The sequence below is a fragment of the Dyella sp. NPDC103356 genome, from assembly GCF_055584465.1.
The window spans coordinates 443,638-461,482 of record NZ_JBVJLZ010000005.1 but is presented as its reverse complement, the minus strand read 5'-3'; the positions used below and the strand labels follow the sequence as shown (position 1 = coordinate 461,482).

At 62.6% G+C, this 17,845-nt stretch carries 15 protein-coding genes and 1 riboswitch; of the genes, 7 read left to right on the top strand and 8 right to left on the bottom strand.

Translation table 11 applies throughout. The features are described from left to right. Nucleotides 1-49: 49 nt before the first annotated feature. Nucleotides 50-148: riboswitch (TPP riboswitch) on the bottom strand. A 1,025-nt stretch (nt 149-1,173) separates the two neighbouring features. After that, on the bottom strand, nt 1,174-1,824 hold the full coding sequence (locus ACZ6WW_RS14500; protein WP_281851750.1) for a TetR/AcrR family transcriptional regulator: 651 nt from the start codon (nt 1,822-1,824) through the stop codon (nt 1,174-1,176). Between the two features lie 87 nt (nt 1,825-1,911). Between ACZ6WW_RS14500 and ACZ6WW_RS14495 the strand changes: the two genes are divergently transcribed. The 3 genes from ACZ6WW_RS14495 to ACZ6WW_RS14485 all read left to right on the top strand — a co-directional run bounded on the left by ACZ6WW_RS14495 (nt 1,912) and on the right by ACZ6WW_RS14485 (nt 4,498). After that, nucleotides 1,912-2,247: a hypothetical protein gene (locus ACZ6WW_RS14495; protein WP_465274819.1), complete on the top strand. Its 336-nt coding sequence runs from the start codon at nt 1,912-1,914 to the stop codon at nt 2,245-2,247. Between the two features lie 163 nt (nt 2,248-2,410). After that, on the top strand, nt 2,411-3,070 hold the full coding sequence (locus tag ACZ6WW_RS14490; protein WP_465274855.1) for a protein-L-isoaspartate O-methyltransferase family protein: 660 nt from the start codon (nt 2,411-2,413) through the stop codon (nt 3,068-3,070). Nucleotides 3,071-3,106: 36 nt separating this feature from the next. Then, the gene (locus tag ACZ6WW_RS14485) at nt 3,107-4,498 is read left to right on the top strand and encodes a TolC family outer membrane protein (protein WP_465274818.1); all 1,392 of its coding nucleotides are present in this window, start codon (nt 3,107-3,109) and stop codon (nt 4,496-4,498) included. A gap of 52 nt (nt 4,499-4,550) precedes the next feature. Here the strand turns inward: ACZ6WW_RS14485 and waaA are convergent, their stop codons facing one another. Next, on the bottom strand, nt 4,551-5,816 hold the full coding sequence (gene waaA / locus ACZ6WW_RS14480; protein ID WP_465274817.1) for a lipid IV(A) 3-deoxy-D-manno-octulosonic acid transferase: 1,266 nt from the start codon (nt 5,814-5,816) through the stop codon (nt 4,551-4,553). A 292-nt stretch (nt 5,817-6,108) separates the two neighbouring features. On the opposite strand from waaA, the gene ACZ6WW_RS14475 reads away from it, so the two are divergent. The 3 genes from ACZ6WW_RS14475 to ACZ6WW_RS14465 all read left to right on the top strand — a co-directional run bounded on the left by ACZ6WW_RS14475 (nt 6,109) and on the right by ACZ6WW_RS14465 (nt 11,136). Further along, nucleotides 6,109-9,135, top strand: coding sequence for an autotransporter family protein (locus ACZ6WW_RS14475; RefSeq protein WP_465274816.1), 3,027 nt, complete (start codon nt 6,109-6,111; stop codon nt 9,133-9,135). A gap of 55 nt (nt 9,136-9,190) precedes the next feature. Beyond that, nucleotides 9,191-10,117: an LpxL/LpxP family Kdo(2)-lipid IV(A) lauroyl/palmitoleoyl acyltransferase gene (lpxL, locus tag ACZ6WW_RS14470; RefSeq protein ID WP_465274815.1), complete on the top strand. Its 927-nt coding sequence runs from the start codon at nt 9,191-9,193 to the stop codon at nt 10,115-10,117. 101 nt (nt 10,118-10,218) lie between these two features. Continuing rightward, nucleotides 10,219-11,136: a VirK/YbjX family protein gene (locus ACZ6WW_RS14465; protein ID WP_465274814.1), complete on the top strand. Its 918-nt coding sequence runs from the start codon at nt 10,219-10,221 to the stop codon at nt 11,134-11,136. Here ACZ6WW_RS14465 and ACZ6WW_RS14460 read toward each other — a convergent pair whose 3' ends face one another. The 4 genes from ACZ6WW_RS14460 to ACZ6WW_RS14445 form a co-directional block, all read right to left on the bottom strand. Next, entirely contained in the window at nt 11,137-11,910 is a 774-nt protein-coding gene (locus ACZ6WW_RS14460; RefSeq protein WP_465274813.1) for a glycosyltransferase family 2 protein, read from the bottom strand. After that, entirely contained in the window at nt 11,900-13,171 is a 1,272-nt protein-coding gene (locus ACZ6WW_RS14455; RefSeq protein ID WP_465274812.1) for an O-antigen ligase family protein, read from the bottom strand. Before ACZ6WW_RS14455 ends, ACZ6WW_RS14460 begins: the two co-directional genes overlap by 11 nt. 1,139 nt (nt 13,172-14,310) lie before the next feature. Further along, nucleotides 14,311-15,438 carry a glycosyltransferase gene (locus tag ACZ6WW_RS14450; protein ID WP_465274811.1) on the bottom strand — a complete coding sequence of 376 codons (1,128 nt, stop codon included), beginning with the start codon at nt 15,436-15,438 and terminating at the stop codon, nt 14,311-14,313. A gap of 97 nt (nt 15,439-15,535) precedes the next feature. After that, nucleotides 15,536-15,739, bottom strand: coding sequence for a zinc-finger domain-containing protein (locus ACZ6WW_RS14445; protein ID WP_281851740.1), 204 nt, complete (start codon nt 15,737-15,739; stop codon nt 15,536-15,538). Nucleotides 15,740-15,928: 189 nt separating this feature from the next. Here ACZ6WW_RS14445 and ACZ6WW_RS14440 point away from each other — a divergent pair, with 189 nt between their 5' ends. Further along, nucleotides 15,929-16,552, top strand: coding sequence for a Yip1 family protein (locus tag ACZ6WW_RS14440; protein WP_281851739.1), 624 nt, complete (start codon nt 15,929-15,931; stop codon nt 16,550-16,552). Nucleotides 16,553-16,618: 66 nt separating this feature from the next. On the opposite strand, the gene ACZ6WW_RS14435 is transcribed toward ACZ6WW_RS14440, so the two are convergent. Both ACZ6WW_RS14435 and ACZ6WW_RS14430 read right to left on the bottom strand, forming a co-directional pair. Continuing rightward, on the bottom strand, nt 16,619-17,197 hold the full coding sequence (locus ACZ6WW_RS14435; protein WP_465274810.1) for a YceI family protein: 579 nt from the start codon (nt 17,195-17,197) through the stop codon (nt 16,619-16,621). A 51-nt stretch (nt 17,198-17,248) separates the two neighbouring features. After that, the gene (locus ACZ6WW_RS14430) at nt 17,249-17,842 is read right to left on the bottom strand and encodes a malonic semialdehyde reductase (RefSeq protein WP_281851737.1); all 594 of its coding nucleotides are present in this window, start codon (nt 17,840-17,842) and stop codon (nt 17,249-17,251) included. Nucleotides 17,843-17,845: the final 3 nt, after the last annotated feature.

Here is a 17,845-nt window from a genome sequence, read left to right as displayed (position 1 = left end):
GCTTCGCGGGGGATTGCGGACGAAAGCGATGGCGCCGGAGGCACAGGCCGACCTGTGCTACGAAGCTTCCCTACACCGGTGCTAACCGGATCAGGTTCGAAGGGACTCTCTCAGCCGGCCATGTTTGCCGGCACCCCCGCTTCCAAGGGGGCTATTTGAACAGAAAGTGGGGTTAGTCGCGAGTGAATGGGGGTTGGGGCGTGGGCGCCCGGCTCTTGTCTGAGAGCTTTCGCGAACTGGTAACCCCTATTTCGTCATTCCGGCCTAGGCCGGAACCCAGCGGCGTCAGTGCTCGGTTCTTGCCTGGGTGCTTTGGCGACCTGGCCGCTTACGCAGCGGGCGTTTCACTCGCCTGCCGGCGAGCGAGTCACTTTTTCTTTGCTGGCCCACGCTTGCGCGTAGCGCATGCGAACGGCGAAGCCGGCCCGGAGGGCGGAGGACCTTTAGGTCCGCAGTAAAGAGAAAGTAACCCAAGAGAAATGGCCTGTGGATCAAGAGCTCTGAGCAGCATTGGGAGATAAAACCGTTCGTGCCGTCTACTCGAATCGTCAGGGAACACTTCTGGCGCTTCTGAGGTGCGCCGGATTTGTGCGCGAGGCGTCGTGGCGGTGAGGACTTAAGGTGCTCCCTCACCCTCACCTACCCCTCTCGTCATTCCGGCGCAGGCCGGAATGACGAGAGGGGAGATGGAGCGAGGTTGGGGGTTGCTCTTCGCTCTTGGCAAGCGATGCGCAGCGAGCCGTCAGCTCTTCGGGCCCCCTCGGGAGCCGAGTGAGGTTTGGACGATCAGGCCCCGAAGGGGGCATCGACAGGACGTCGATGCCTTTAGGACGGGACACGGATGTCCCGTCCTAAAGCCCGGCCAAGCCTCACGGTCCGAAGGACGGCGGACGCGGGGTGTCCTTTCTTTGGTTAGCTTTCTTTGGACAAGCAAAGAAAGTAACTCGGCGACCGGCAGGTCGGCGAAACACGCCAAAGGCGACTTTCTAGCCAAAGCGCAGAACCAGAGCGATGCACGCTTCAGCGATAACCCAACACCGAAGCCACTGGGTCCCCGCCTACGCGGGGATGACGGAAGTGTGGGGCAAAGGTCAACCATCCCGACCTACGCCAGGATGACGAAAAAGGGGTGGGAGAGTCATCCATGGCCGGCCCGATCGCCGGCCAATCCGATCAGCGCGGCAAATACGCGCGCAAGAACATATCCACACCGTCGCGCGCGGTCTGCTCGATCTCAGCCGCATACGACTGCGCACAGTCCTCACAACCAAACATCCGACGCAGCAGCAACTCACCCTTGATCAGCGAGAAAAACTGCGCACTGGCCCGCTTGGTATTGGGAATATCCAGCTTGCCGCCGTCAACCGCGTGCTGCAGCAGGCGCTCCATCAGGCCGTGCGTGCGGTCGGGGCCTTCCTCCCACATCAGCTTGCCGTAGCGGGGGTTGCCCTGGCGGCAATCGCTGAGGATGGCGCGGAACGTACCCACGTTCTGCACGTCACATTCCAGGTGCGCGTGGTGGAGGGCGATCTTGAGCAGCATCTCGCGGACTTCGGTCTGCGGCTCGTAGCGAAAAATATCCTCCGGAACCAGGTCCTGGATACGCGCGCGTATCACCTCGCGGAACAGGTTGTCCTTGTCGCCGAAGTGGCTATACACGGTAAGTTTGGACACGCCGGCCTCTGCCGCGACGGCATCCATGCTGGTACCCGCAAATGCGTTGCGGATAAACAGGGCCTTGGCCGCTTCAAGAATCGCCGCACGCTTCTCCATGTCCTTGGGACGGCCTGGTCCCTGCGGCTTGGCTTGCGGGAGGATGGTCATTGCATACACCTTCACAAATGGCTGACGCGGGTTTAGTATACGCCGCGGTTCAATTATTTTCCACGGGCATCCTGAATGGCCCTCTCTATGCCCTCAACGACTGTCGAACTCACCCTCAGCGCCGGCTATCGCCAAGCGCAACGTGCCCTGGCCGCCTGGCTGGATCAGGGCGTGCGCGCCGCACGGCAGAGCGCGTTTGCCGCGCGAACCGCGCTGGCAGCCCTGGATGCCACCGAGCGCAGCCGGCTGGCGCGATGGCTGGCCTGGCTGTCGGTGGCGGCAAGCTACCGGGGCGAGGCGACCATCACCGCCCGGGTCCGGCGGCTCGACAGCGGGCTGCATCTTGCCATGGAAGATGCACTTGCGCGGCTACCGATGAAATCGGTCACTATGCTCAAGCAAAATCACCGTATGAGTGCCTGAGTGTCCGCGGACATGGCTTGGCGCATGACTTCCGTCAACTGTATGCGATGACTTCCGGCACTTCGTAGCAAGCACGTCAGGCCGCAGGCTTTGGTCATTGTCGGAAACGGCCTAAGCACTTATCCTTTCAGCCCTTTTTCGACTAAACAGAGATGTGAGCAAGATGGCGATGAACTTCGATCAGGCGCGGCAAAACATGGTGGAAAACCAGGTTCGCCCCTGGGAGGTGCTCGATGCACGCGTGCTCGAGGTGCTGGGCAAGCTGCGTCGCGAAGATTTCGTTGCGGCCGAGCATCGCAATCTCGCCTTTGCCGACCTCAGCCTGCCGCTGGGACATGGCGAGGTGATGATGAAGCCGGTGATCGAAGGCCGCGTCCTGCAGGCACTCGAGCTGCAGCCGAATGACCATGTGCTGGAAATCGGCACGGGTTCGGGTTTTCTCACCGCCTGTATGGCCAGTCTTGCCGCCCAGGTCACCAGCATCGACATCCACGAGGATTTCGTTGCGACGGCCGGCCAGCGCCTGGCGCAGGCGGGCATCGCCAACGTGACGCTGGAAGTCGGCGAGGCAGTGAACGCCTGGCAGCCCAAAGGCCTGTTCGACGCACTGGTGGTGACCGGTGCTGTGTTTCAGATTCCGCAGCGCTTTCTGAGCTGGCTGCGTCCGGGCGGCCGTCTGCTGGTCGTACGTGGCGAATCGCCGGTGCAGCACGTGCTGCTGTTGACGCATGAAGGCAATGGTCGTTACCGCGAAGAAGGCTTGTTCGAAACCGACCTGCCCTACCTCGCACATGCCGCGCCACCGCGTCGATTTGTTTTTTGATTCGAACCTTTTGACCCTTTTTCAATGAGGCAACCCATGCGCTTGAAGCTTCTGACCCTTGCCCTGGCTCTGGCGGCACTCCCGCTCACTGGCCGCAGCGAGGACCTGCTGGACGCATATCGAGAAGCACGCGCGAACGACCCGGTGCTGTCGCAATCCGACGCGACTCGGCTATCGGTGTCCGAAGGCGTTCCGCAAGCACGTGCCCTGCTGCTTCCTCAAGTCAACGGAACCGTGTCACTGAACCAGACAAGCGGCAACGGCCCTCAGTCCACTTTGAATCCGGCGACCGGCCAGTTCGACGGACCGCTGTTCGATTCGGGCCATATCCGCACACGTAGCGTATCGGCCGAGGTCAGCCAGTCGGTGTTCGACTTGAGCAAGTGGGCCAATCTGTCGGCCGCCAAGTCTCAGGCGAGTTCGCAGGACGCGACCTACCAGGCCGCGCTGCAAGCCCTGTACGTACGTGTCACCACCGCCTATTTCGGTGTGCTGACCAGCGCAGATCAGCTGACCTTTGCCAAGGCGAACGAAGAAGCGTTGCGTCAGGCTTACGAGCAGGCGGATCAGCGTTTCAAGGTTGGTCTGTCGGCGATCACCGACGTGTATCAGGCCAAGTCCGAGTACGAGCAGGCCAAGGCCCAGACCATCCAGGCCGAGAGCACGCTCAATGACTCCAAGGAAGCGCTGACGCAGATCACCGGTAAGCCTACTGATGACCTGAAGAAGCTCCGCGAAGATCTTCCGATGGATCCGCCCTCGCCGGCCGATCCGAACGTCTGGGTGCAGCAAGCCCTGAAAAACAATCCGACCATTGCAGCCCAACAGTTCAATGTTGAGTCGGCAGAACACAGTATCAATTCGGCCAGGGCTGGGCATCTGCCCACCGTCACCGCGTCGGTGTCGCGCGGCAAGTCCGACTCGTGGGCGGAAAATCGCAACAGCGCAGCAGCAGCCGCAGCCGCGGCTGATGCAGGTACCGGCAATGGCACCAATGGACGCTGGGGCACTACGATCGGTGTGACGTTGAACGTGCCGATCTTCTCCGGTGGTCTGACGCAATCGCAAGTCCGCCAGTCGATCTACAACCGTGACTCCGCCCAGGATGCCCTGGAAATCCAGCGTCGCCAGGTCACCCGCGACACGCTGAACTTCTATCGCACCTCGGTTGCCGGCATCAGCCAGGTGGAAGCGGCCAAGGCCGGTGTGGATTCTGGCCAGAAGGCGCTTGAGGCTACCCGCGCGGGTTTCGACGTGGGTACGCAGACCATGCTGAACGTGCTGACCGCCATTCAGACCCTGACCCAGGCGCAGAGCACCTATTCGCAGTCGCGCCACAACTTCGTGCTGAACAAGCTGCAGTTGAAGCAGACCGCCGGCACGGTGGACATGAAGGACATCGAAGAGATCAATACGCTACTGCAGTAACGCTGCCGCAGATGCGATCGACAGAGCCGGGCGCCATGCGTCCGGCTTTTTTTTATTCCTGCAACTGCTGGTCGATCAATTCCATCACGCGCTTGACCGCACCGCGTTCGCTGTCGAACACGTGGCGCGCCTGCTCGCCCATGCGTTTGCGACGGGCGTGATCGAGCAGCAATCGCAGTGCCCTGGCACCGAGATCTTCCTTGCCATTGATGCGTTCGGCGCCGCCCTCCTTGATCAGCGTCAGGGTAATCTCTTCGAAATTGAAGGTGTACGGACCGACCAGTACCGGCCGCGACATTGCCGCCGGCTCCAACACATTGTGGCCACCGATCGGCACCAGGCTGCCGCCGACGAAAGCCAGATCCGACGCCGCATAGAAAGGCATCAGTTCGCCCATCGAATCGATCACGAATACCTGGTGCGCCGCCGATGGCACGCGCTCGGCGCTGCGTGTGGCCAGCGTAAAGCCCAGGCTGCGCACCGAATTTTCCACCATCTTGAAACGTTCGGGATGGCGCGGTGCGATCAGCAGCAAGGCATCGGGCAGACGCTTCAACACGTCCAGATGCGCCTCCAGTACCGACAGTTCCTCGCCTTCGTGCGTGCTGCCGGCAATCCACACGGGACGCAAACGGCCCCATTGTTCGCGCAGGTGTGAGCCGGCGTTCACCGCATCGAACGGCACTGGCATGTCGAACTTCATATTGCCGCTGACCAGGATCGTTGCCGGGTCGGCGCCGAGTAGGCGATAACGCGCGGCATCGGTCTGCGACTGGGCCGCGATCACACGCACGCTGCGCAAGGCCTGACGCACGATGCCGTTGAGCGGGCGATAGCCGCGCAACGAGCGCTCGGACAGACGCGCATTGACGATCAGCATCGGGATGCCGCGCTTGCCGCAGGCGAAATACAGGTTGGGCCAGATTTCTGTTTCGACGATCACCGCCAGCCGTGGTCGTACACGCTTGAGGAAACGCGAGACAGCAAATGGCAGGTCGTAGGGCAGGTAGACGTGTACCACGCTGTCACCAAACAGCTGACGCACGCGCTCCGATCCGGTCGGTGTCACCGTCGTCACCACCAGTGGGGCATTGGGATAGCTGTTGCGCAGCGCCTTGAGCAAGGGCTCGGCGGCATTCACTTCGCCGACCGATACCGCATGCACCCACAGGCTGCCGCGTACCGCCGGCGCCAGGGCAAAGCCGAAACGTTCGCGCCAGCGTCGGTGATAGTCGCGATAGCGCACGCCGCGAAACAGCAGGCGCAACACGATGAAGGGCGTCGCCAGATACATGGCGAGTGTATAGAGGTAGCGCAACGCGATATCCCAGGCTCGGTTCCCGTGAGTATAGCGGCTCTCAAAAAGCTCATGATTACCAAGAGAAAAAACCTTGGTTGAAGCTGCGTTTTTCTAACTATTCCGATAGGCGGCTGCGGCCCCGCTTTCTACTCTCTGTCGGCCATTTCATGGCTCACAAAAAGCACATTTTTTAAAGCGGCATGAGACGTCACGGCGTGTAGTTACCGGCCGAGTGTCTTGTCGCTTCTGCTTAGATCCCACTTCCACGGATATCGAGAGACGACATCTGTCGCCCTCGTTTGGAGTTTTTATGCGAAAGACTCGTAGCAAGCACGCCACCTTGCCATGGCATGGCTTGGCGCTGGCCATCGCCGGGGTACTGGCCGGCCCTGTCGTCGCCCAGTCGGCCGGCCAGCAAGTAGCCGATGGGACGACCCTCGATGTCACCACCGGCGAATACGAAACCCACCAGATCGGCGAACATGCCTTGTATGCGCGCCACGGCGGCCTGCTTCGGGTCGCCGACGATGTCTTCGTCAACACGCTGGGCACCAGCGCCTCGGGCGTGCGCGTGGAGACCGGTGGCAGCATCGTCATGAATGGCGGCAGCATCGTCACGAATGCCAGCATCGCCGACGGGGTATTCGTGGGCGGCGACTCCTCCGCCACGTTCGGCCGCGATACCCAGGGCTTCGGCACGCTGATCCGCACCAGCGACGTGGACGCCGCCGCGGTACGCGCCGAGGGCCGCGGCGCGAGGGCCAGCCTGACCGGCGCGGCGCTCGTCACGCAACATGGTGTCGGTGCATTCGCCGAGTCCGGGGGTTCGATCACATTCACCGGTGGACGCATCAATACCGCGGGCGACTCCGCCTATGGCGCGCTCGCTCGCAACGACAACAGCAGCCTCCATATCACCGATACGCAGATCGTCACGGTTGGCCGCGAAGCGCATGGCGTGATGACGCTCGGGGCGCAAACCAACCTCGCGCTGAGCAATACGAGAATCCAGACCGCGGGCCAGTTCGCCTATGGCGTCAATCTCAATCAAGTCGATCGGGCCTCGTTCGACCGGGTCACCATCCGCACCTCGGGAGCGGGTGCCGCCGCATTGTGGGCGCCGCTTGCTGCCAACGAAGTGAAAGCAAGCAACATCGACTTCCAGACCACCGGCCGCAGCGCGCCGGGCATCGAGACGCTCGATGCACGTGTGGAGGTCGATACCGGCAACGTCACCACGCACGGCGCGGCCTCTCATGCCCTGCACGCCTCGAACACGAACGCGGCCAGGATCGATGCCACCCGACTGAACATCCGTACTTTCGGCGTGGACGCCATCGCGGCGTTCGCCGCTGGGAGCGCAAGCATCCAGCTTGCCGGCAGTCAGATCGAAACGACGGGCGAACGCGCCTTCGGACTGGCCGCCATCGGTGACGGCGGTGTCGAAGCCACCGATACCACCGTGGTGGCCAGCGGCGCGGAGGCATCGGCCGTCGCCGTGGGCGGCGGCCGGGTCACGGTCAACGGCGGCGCATTGCGCAGCACACAGGCAAGCGCGCTGTACGCCGCCTCCGGCGGTATCCGGTTGAATGGCGTCAACCAGGTTATCGGCGGTAACGGCGATCTTCTGCTCGTCGAGGCCGGCGACAAGAAGGCGGTAGTCGATCTGGCACTGTCCCAATCCCACGCCGAGGGCGACATCGTTCGGGCGCCTGGGAGCCCGACCGGATCGCCGATACAAGTCGCCTTGCGCGATGTTTCGACATGGACAGGCGCTACCGATGTCGTCACCGACATGACGGTGGCCGGCGGCAGCACGTGGACACTGACGCGCAGCTCGACGGTTGGCGCGCTCGACCTCGATGGCGGCACTATCGACTACGGCACCCACGACGCCGGCAACCACACAACCTTGACCGTCACCGGGGACGTCACCGGTACCGGCGGTGTCGTGCGCATGCATACCCTGCTCAACGAAGGCGGGACGCTCGACCGGCAGCAAACCGATCGCCTGCTGGTATACGGCGACATCCGAACGACGGCGTCGACCTTGCTGGACATCGTGCCGACAAGCCAGGCCGATGGGCAGCTGACCGACCACAATCGCAATGGCGCCCTGGATGCCGACGAGGGCATTTCGGTGGTACAGGTCGCAGGCCAATCGCGCGCTGATGCGTTCGCGCTGCGCGGCGGCTATGTCGCCGCCGGTCCATACCAATACACGCTGCATGCGTTTGGCCCGGGCCAGGCCGACCCGGACCAGAACGCACTCGGCAGCGAGTTACTCCAATGGGATTACCGGCTCGGCAACACCTACGTCGAAGACAGGCTCGATCCGCAGGAGCCGATACAACCGGAGCCGATACAGCGTGTGAAGGTGGTGCCACAGTTGCCTTCATATCTGTCTGCGCCAACAGCCTTGTTCAACTACGGCAGCCAGATCGTGAGCACGCTGCACGAGCGGCTCGGCGAGATTCGCCAGGTGGCGTCCCGGCCGGAAGGACAAGGCGGCGAAGTCTTCGCGCGATACATCAACAGCCAGCAGCGCTATGGCAGCAGCCGGCATTTCACCGACTTCGGCTACAGCTTCGATCAGCAGATCAACACACTGCAGCTCGGCGGCAGCCTGATCGCCTGGACCGGCAACCATTCGGCACTACGCGCCGGCTGGGCCCTGGACAAAGGCAGCACCCGCATCACGCCACGTGCCGTAGACGGCGCCAGCTTTGCCCGGTATCGCGCCTACGGCAGCCATGCCTGGCTGACCTGGCAGCAAGACGACGGCTTTTACGTGGACGCCGTGGTAGGCGGAGAACGCTTCCATGGCGATGTGACGACAGCGGCGCGTGGCGGCAACGTCGCCAGGCTGCGCGCGCGAAACTCGACGTTCTCCGTGGAAACGGGTTATCCATTCGCGATCGGCAACGGCTGGGAGCTGGAGCCGCAGGCCCAGTGGAGCATCCAGCGATTGAGCTTCAATGCTTTCGAGGACAGCGATGGGCTTGCCGTTACCCTGCGCCCGTCGACCCAGACCGTCGCGCGTGCCGGTGCACGCCTGGTCAAGACCGATGTTTCGCGCGTCACCCCCTATCTCAGGGCCGACGTCCTGCGCACGATCGGCGGAGCCAGTCGCATCGATACCTACAGCGCAGCCTGGAACATGGGCGACGCGTTCGCCGCCGGACGTGTGGGAACCAGCTATCGGCTCGGCGCCGGCGCCACGGCGGCGCTGACACCCAACCTGTCTGCCTTTGGGCAGGCCGACTACCGGCACGGCACGGCCGGCCACGGCTTCACCGGCTGGGCGGGGAGCGTAGGACTTCGCTTGAATTTCTGACGGCGCCCAGGGTCCGGGTGGGACGCGTCTCACCCGGACCGTTACAATAACGGGGATGCCCGGTACACCACGCCCCACTTTCACACGCGCGCTACTCTCGCCCAGGCAATGGCCGGCATGGCTGGGCATTGGCGTCATCTGGCTGATCGCCCGCCTGCCCTACCGCACGCTGATGCAACTGGGCCATGGACTCGGCGCCATCGTGCAGCGCGTGCGCTCGCCGCGGCGCAAAGTGGCCGCGACCAATGTCGCACTGTGCTTTCCGGAACTGTCCGCCGACGAGCAGAAACGGCTGGTGGACGCGAACCTGCACGACATCGGCCTGATGATGATGGAGTTCGCGCTGGGCTGGATGGGCAGCGACCAGGCGCTCAAGCGCGTACCGGTCACCATCGAAGGCATGGAGCACCTGCAAGCGGCCCGCATGCAGGGCAAGGGCGTGCTGCTGGTCGGGGGCCACTTCTCCCACCTCGAACTGTGCGCGCGGCTGGTATCGCAGCACATGCGCATCGCCGGCATGTATCGGCAGATGGATTCGGCCGTCTTCGAATATGAAGTGCTGCGCTCTCGCCTGGACTACGCCGACGCGATGTTCGACAAGGACGATATCCGTGGCACGGTGAAGTATCTGCGCGGCGGCGGCACGCTGTGGTACGCACCGGATCAGGACATGCGCAGCAAGGACAATGCCTTCGTGCCGTTCTTCGGCGTGCCGGCGGCCACCATTACGGCCACGCATCACCTCGCGCGTCTTTCCAAGGCCGTGGTCATACCGTTCTTTCATCGCCGTCTGCCCGACGGCCGCGGCTATGCGCTGCGCCTGGGCGCACCGTTGACCGATTTCCCCAGCGACGATGCCAGCGCCGACACGGCGCGTATCAACCACTGCATCGAGGCAATGGTGCGTGAAGCACCTGAACAATACCTGTGGGTGCACAAGCGTTTTAAGACGCGCCCCGAGGGATTTCCGCCCATTTATTAACGCTTGCCTTAAACGAAAGCTCCAAGACAGCAAGCGACAGTTTTAAGACGGCGATACCCGGTAGAAATCCGCTCAGGATATTTATCGGGCCATGACGCGCCATGTCTTTCAAGTTAATCCTGCGCTCCATGCGCGAACGCCGTGACTGGCACGGTTCGCGTGGCAAGCGCTTTTCCTACGCCATCAAGTACGCCGCGCGCTGCCTGACGCATGTGCGCGCGCAGGCAAACTGGTTGAGCTTTATCTACGACAGCCCGCGCATGAACGCGATCCACACGCGCGACCCTTATCTTTTCGATCGTCCGCTGCATCGCTATATCAACCGAGGCTTCAGCGTGGCCCAGCGCTACGCCACGATGCTCAGTCACTATCGTTTCGTGAGTTCGCACCTGCCCGAAGCGCTGATCGACACGATGTACCGCGACGGCCATGTGACGCTGGGCGAGGTGTCGCTCAAGGACAATAGCCGCTTGCTGGTACGGCTTGCCATCCCCGCCGGTCGTGGCCGCGAAGGCGAGTTGTGCCTGCAGCTGTCCAATGTGCAGGGCGAGGTGTTGTCTTCGGTGATCTTCACCGTTGGCGATGAAGGACATGCGTTGCTGATCGGCTGTCTACAAGGTGCAAGCACGCAGCTCGGCCGCGATGCGGTGCGCACGCTGACCAAGCAATGCCATGGCCTGCGGCCCAAAAATCTGCTGTTTTCGATGCTGCTCGGCTTCGCCGAAGATCGCCACATGGCACACGTGCGCGGCATCAGCCAGGCAGCCCATCCGTTCTCGTTGACACGCGGCAAGATCAAAGCCGACTACGACAGCTTCTGGATCGAATGCGACGGTCAGTTGAACAAGGATGGCTTCTACGACCTGCCTGCGCGTGAGCCGGTCCGCGACGAGATGCAGGTCGAAAGCAAGCATCGCTCGGCGTTTCGCAAGCGCGAAGCCTTGCGTTGGGAGGTCACGCATTTGTTCGTCGATGCGTTGCGCGGCTATGCGGAACAGACAACTCGCAAGGCGGCCTGATTACGACCCCTTGTTTCTGGACCGTGCGTGCTGGCGCGCCTCGTGCAGCTTGGCGTACTTGAGAAAAGCGTAAAACGCGCCGGTAACGCTGGCGATAAAGCCGGCCCAGCCGTTGAGAAAATAGCGCTTGCCGATGTATTGCCGCAGGAAAAACACCGGCGGATATAAAACCATGCGCAAACCGGTAAAGCGCTGCTGCTTGCGCAGTTTGTACGCCACCATGCCACTGGTGTAGCGATTGATCTTTTCCACCCGCGTGGCGATATCGCCATCGCCGTCATTGACGAAGTCGGCCCGCCAGAGCGTCTTGACCGGGCCTTCGACCTCCACCGCCGCATGCACTTCGACATCGTTCATGCCGCCATGGCGTCGGTCGAACAAACGCAGATGTCCGTTACGCCAGCTCCAGCGGTGCTGGACCGTCCAGAACATGCGCTCGCGCCGCGGCAATCGGAACCCGGCGTAACGGGGCGCCGTCAACGCGCGCTCGATCTCCTCTCGCGTACCGGGCGACAGTATTTCGTCGGCATCCAGGTTGAGAATCCAGTCATGGCTGGCCATGGCATACGCGCGCTGCTTCTGCGGGCCGTAGTCGTCAAAAGGATGGACGTCGATGCGCGCACCGTGGCGCCTGGCGATGGCCACCGTCTCATCGGTCGAACCCGAATCGAGCACAACGATTTCTTCGGCCCAATCGACCTGGCTCAGGCAGGCATCGAGCGTATCGGCGTTATTGAAGGTGATAACGACAACCGACAGCGGCTCACGCTGCATGATCGGGCTCCTTGGCCGGCCAGTTCACGGCCAGGGCCGCGCACCATAACCCAAGCAGCCAGGCAAACAACAAGCCCCACCACGCCGAATAGAAAGCCAGGTGCGTATTGAGCGGAAACAGCATCGCCGCCAACGCGACGGTTACCGGAAATGCGGCATCGCGTCCCGCACCCGCACGCCACCAGAAGCGCCAGGCCAGCACCACACCGGCAAGCCAGAGCAACAGGCCGATCGCCCCGGTTTCGGTGAGCACCTCAAGGACAAGCTGATGCGCATGACACGCACCTTCGCCATCGCCGCAAGTTTCAGCCGTCAGGAAATGATCGGTCGGCGGCGCGAACTGGGCGTAGGCGTAGCGATAGGCCCGCACACCGACACCATTGATGGGATGTGCTTCGATCATCTTTACGCTGGTACGCCAGATATCCAGACGCCCGGTCAACGCCGTATCCAGCGACTTATCCGATCCCTGCAGGACCATCAGCGTGCGATCCATGCGCGTCTGGAAGCGCTCGGACGTCTTCCAGGCGACGCCACCGGCCAGCGCCAGCAGCACGGCACCGCCAGCGCACCAGCCTAGGAAACGCAGCGGCGAACGGGCTTCTCGCCAGGCAAACGCCAATGCCACCAGGCCATAGCAAACCCAGGCCGCGCGCGAGCCCGCCAGAAGCACGGGACCGAGCATCAGCACGAATGCGGCCAACAGTCCCCACACCTTCCAACGCTCACGCGCCGCCCACAATGCGAAGGGCGACAGCACCGCCAACGCAGGGCCGAGCTTCAGGTTATGCGCACCGAAGATGCCCGAGATTCGCTCCGCCTCCGCGTGCCCGCCAAGGCTCCAGCCAGTCAAGGCCTGCACCCAGGCGTCGATCGTCCAGATCGCCACGACGACAGCGACGGCGACATACAGGGCGCGTAGCTTCTCCGGGCGGCGAATGGCGAAGCAGGCATACAGGCCGAGGGGGACGTAGCGAAGCAACGCGGCGACCGTCGACCAGCTCTTGCCTGGTGCGACTGAATCGACGGCTGAAATCAGTGCGGCGGCGGTATAGGTACCCAGCAGCCAGAGCAGCAACTGCGCGCCTTGATGTTCGGTCAGCGCGCGTGGATGACGGGCGAAAAGCATCAGCACGCCAACCAGGCAGAGCGCCGTACCGAGCTCCGCGCTGCGTCCCAGCGGCAGCAGTGCGATCACCAGCCAGAAAGGGAGTAGTGGTGAGCGGAGGGCAGCGCGGAGAGAGGGGGCGTTGGACGGCATGAGGTTGGGTTGATTTGCGATGGGGCATTGTAGGGGGCGGCGGGGGGTGGCGCTTGTTGGCGCGGCTTTTTGATGGGTCGCCTTGGCTTTACTAACCTGCTGTCGTTATTCCGGCGTAGGCCGGAAGCCTTTTGACATGAGTGTCTCGTTCTTGCCTGAGTGTTCGGGCGACCTGGCCGCTTACGCAGCGGGCGTTTCACTCGCCTGCCGGCGAGCGAGTCACTTTCTCTTTGCTGGCCCACGCTTGCGCGTAGCGCATGCGAACGGCGAAGCCGGCCCGGAGGGCGGAGGACCTTTAGGTCCGGAGTAAAGAGAAAGTAACCCAAGAGAAATGGCCTTTAGAGCCAGAGCTCTGAGCAGCATTGAGAGATAAAACCGTTCGGACCGTCTACTCGAACCGACAGGGGACGCTTCTGGCGCTTGTGAGGTACGCCGAATCTGTGCGCGAGGCGTCGTAAGGGTGAGGACTTAAGGTGTTCCTTCACCCTCGCCTACCCCTCTCGTCATTCCGGCGAAGGCCGGAGGCGCTTTTCAACAGCGAAGCTGGTCATCCATGCCTCAGCGTTTCCGCTTGCGACACGTTGTCTGACGAGCGAGAGCCTGAGGAGTGGATTCCGGCCTGCGCCGGAATGACGAATAGGAGGGTGGGCGCAAGGCTGGGATTTTGCTCTTCGCTCTTGGCAAGCGATGCGCAGCGAGCCGTCAGCTCTTCGGGCCCCCTCGGGAGCCGAGTGAGGTTTGGACGATCAGGCCCCGAAGGGGGACTCGGCAGGGATGCCGAGTCCTTTTCGACAGGACAGGGACGTTCCCGGATCAAGTCCGGGACAGGCTCTGTCGAAAAGCCCGGCCAAACCTCACGGTCGCGCAGCGGCGGCGGACTAGGGGGGTCCTTTCTTTGGTTAGCTTTCTTTACTCCGGGCCTTACGGCCCTCCGCCCTTCGGGCCGGCTAACGCCGTTCGCACTGCGTGCGTGGACAAGCAAAGAAAGTAACTCGGCGACCGGCAGGTCGGCGGAACACGCCGTAGGCGACTTTCTGGCTAGAGCGTTCAACGCTTTCGCGATAACCCAACACCGAAGCCACTGGGTCCCCGCCTACGCGGGGATGACGAGATAGCGAGATTGATTGAGACCGTAAGCCTCAGCCCGCCATCACCTCGTCATACAACGCCAACGTAGCCTGCTGCATATCCCCCAACCGATAGTTATGCAGCATCGAAATCGCCGGTGCCACGCGCAGCAATTCCGCCGCCCGCTCCACCAGCCGCTCGCGATCGCCAGGCGCTACACGTCCGGCAGGATAAAGTTCGGCAAGCAACTCACCGACACCGCCATGCGCATAACCCAGAACAGGCCGGCATAGCGACAAGGCTTCAACCACCGTGCGCCCGAAGGATTCCGGCTTGTTCGAGAGCTGCAGGATCAACGCCGATATCGCATAGATGTCGCGCACGTCATCGCGCGGCGGCGTCATTTCGATCTGCTGCTCGAGACCGAGCGAGCGAATCAACTCTCGCAACTCTTCGGCATACGCCTCGCGCCCCGGCTCGACCGCACCGAGCAACAGCAGGCGCACATCGATCCCGCGTCGTTTCAGGTCGGCAACGAGATGGATCGCGTCATGATGACCCTTCAAGCGGGTGCCGCGACCCGGCAAGGTCAACAGCGGCGCGCCGGCCAGGTTGGGAAATTCGGCAAAGAAATTACGCGTCCAGACATCATCCGGGCGATGGCCATACGGAAAGGCATCCGGATCGATACCCCGCGGAATCACCCGCACGCGACTCGGCTCAAGCCAGCGGTAGTGGCTCAACACGTAATCGCGCAGGGTCTGCGACACCGCCACGATGCGCTCGCCGCGCAGCAGGATCGAGCTGTAGCGGCCGGGCGAATTGAGCCCGTGCACGGTGGTGACGAAATGCGGTTGAGGCTGCATGCCCTTGATCGCCCACCAACCCATCCAGGCAGGCAGCCGCGAGCGCGCATGCACGATATCGGGCTTGATCTGGCGCAGCGCCCGCCGGAGCGCGACCAGGCGGCCCAGCGTGCTCAGCGACTTTTTGCCGATATCCAGCGTGATGTGCTCGCTGCCCTCGGCTTCGAGCCGTTCGACCATGCGGCCACCGGCTGAGATCACCACCGAGCGATGACCCGCCTGAACCAGTGCCCGGGCGATCTCCAGCGCGGAGCGCTCGGCTCCGCCCGAATGCATCGACGGGATCAGCTGGACGACGGTCAAGGACCTGGTAGGGGTGACGACGGCGGACATGAATTCTTCGTTGAGAGCCTTCATCACACCAGACAAGCAGCAATCATGCCGGACCGGGCTTTAGGGCATGGGGGCGCCTGCCCGCACGGTGGCGGGATCAGTCCTTGAGCACGTAACGTGCGCCACAGTAAGGACAAGTAGACTCGCCACCGTCGTCGACGACCGGCAGATAGACCTTCGGATGGGAATTCCAAAGGGCCATGCCGGGCATCGGGCACGACAACGGTAGGTCGGCGCGCGTCACTTCGTAACGATTTTCGGCATTTGCCGGGATGGGCGCCGCAGCAGATGAACGCGACATGGGGCTTTGCTCCGCAAACTGGACATCAAGCAGGGAATGGTAGCAGGCTCAAGGGGCCGGACGCTGTCCGGGATCTTAAGGATTTGGGGTAGTTGGGGAGACCGCTGGAGGGCATAGCCCTTACGGTCCATATCGATTGTCATGGGGCGGATTCACACTCCCGCCAGGACACCATGCAGAGGGAAAACCATGGATTTTGCAAAGATCGTTGCACGCGTGAAAGCCATCCTGACCACGCCCAAGACCGAATGGCCGGTCATCGCGGCCGAACCGGATACCGTCAAGGGGCTTTATCTCAACTACATCGTCATTCTGGCGGCGCTCCCGCCCCTGGCGGGCTTCATCAAGAACACCCTGATCGGCACCTCGATCATGGGCGTGGACATCCGCTTTCCCATCGGCGCCGGCATCGGCTCGCTGATAGCGGGCTACCTGGTCGCCCTGGGCGTGGTGTATCTGATGGCATGGATCGTCAATGCGCTCGCATCGTCCTTCGGCGGGCAGAAGGACATGGTGCAGGCACTGAAAACGATTGCGTACTCCTGGACCGCCTACTGGGTCGCCAGCATCGCGCTGATCCTGCCGTGGATCGGCTGGCTGGTCGCGCTCGCGGGCCTGGTCTACGCGATCTACCTGATGTACCTGGGCTTGCCGCATACGATGAAGTCGCCGACCGACCGTGCGGGCGGCTATACCGCGGTCGCCGTGATCATCGGCATCGTGGTTAGCTGGATCGCCGGCGCGATCATCAGCGGGATTTTCCTCAAGAGCTTTGCCGACGCCTATCACTCGTCCGGCGCACACGGGCTTTAACGTCGTCCAGAAAAAAAGCCCGCGCCATGACGGCGCGGGCTTTTTTATTAGAACCAGGCGAATCGCTTACTTGGCGACTGCGCCTTCGGTGGTGATGTGGATCTTGATCTCGTCGCTGACGTTCGGCACATAGGCGCCGACGCCGAAGTCCGAACGCTTGATCGTGGCGGTGGCGTCGAAGCCGATCGCCTGCACCTTCAGCATCGGATGCTCACCGCTCTTGTTGAGCTTGGCGTCCAGCACGACCGACTTGGTCACGCCGTGCGCGGTCAGGTCACCGGTGACCTTGAACTTGCCAGCGCCTTCGGCCTGCACCTTGGTGCTCTTGAAGGTGATGGTCGCGAACTTGTCGGCATCCAGGAAATCAGGCTTCTTCAGGTGCTCGTCGAGCGCGCTGACGTGGGTGTCCAGGTTGGCCAGCGGCAGGGTCACTTCGACCGACGACTTGGCCGGGTTCTTTTCGTCGAACACCAGGGTGCCGTCGCCCAGGCCCAGGTTGGCGGTCGGGTTGGAGAAGCCGAAGTGGTTCCAGCTGAACAGGACCATGGTATGGCCCGGGTCGAGCTTGTAGGTCACCGGGTCGGCATGAGCGGACACAGCAGCACCGATCAGGCCGGCGAGGAGCAGATAGCGAACAGCACGCATGGATATTTCTCCGTATGGGGTGGGGACTGCGCGTAGCTCAGTCCGATCAAATTAGACGATCTTGCAGGCTTCGTCGAACGTCAGGCGCGGGCTGCGCGGGAACAGGTCACGGCTGGCATCGCCATAGCCGATATTGACGATGAAGTTGGCCTTGACCGCCGTACCGGCGAAAAAGGCGGCATTGACACCGTCGGCGTCGAAGCCGGACATCGGGCCGCAATCCAGGCCCACCGCGCGGGCGGCCAGGATCAGATAGGCACCTTGCAGGCTGGCATTGCGAAACGCGGTAATGTCGATCGCCGGCTGGTTGCCGACAAACCAGCTACGCGCGTCCGCGTGCGGGAACAGGTGCGGCAGCTTCTCGTAGAACTCATGGTCGGTACCTACGATGGCCGTCACCGGCGCGGCCAGCGTCTTGGCACGGTTGCCTTCGGACATGAAGGGCGAGAGCTTTTCCTTCGCTTCCTTGGACTTGATGAACACCACGCGCATCGGCGAGCTGTTCGCGCTGGTCGGGCCGAACTTGGTCAGCTCGTAAATCTTGTGCAGCTGTTCGTCGCTCACTTCCTTGGGCAGGAACGCGTTGTAGGTACGCGCCGTGCGGAACAATTGGTCGAGGGCGGTCTCGGAAAGCATCTCGCTCATGGT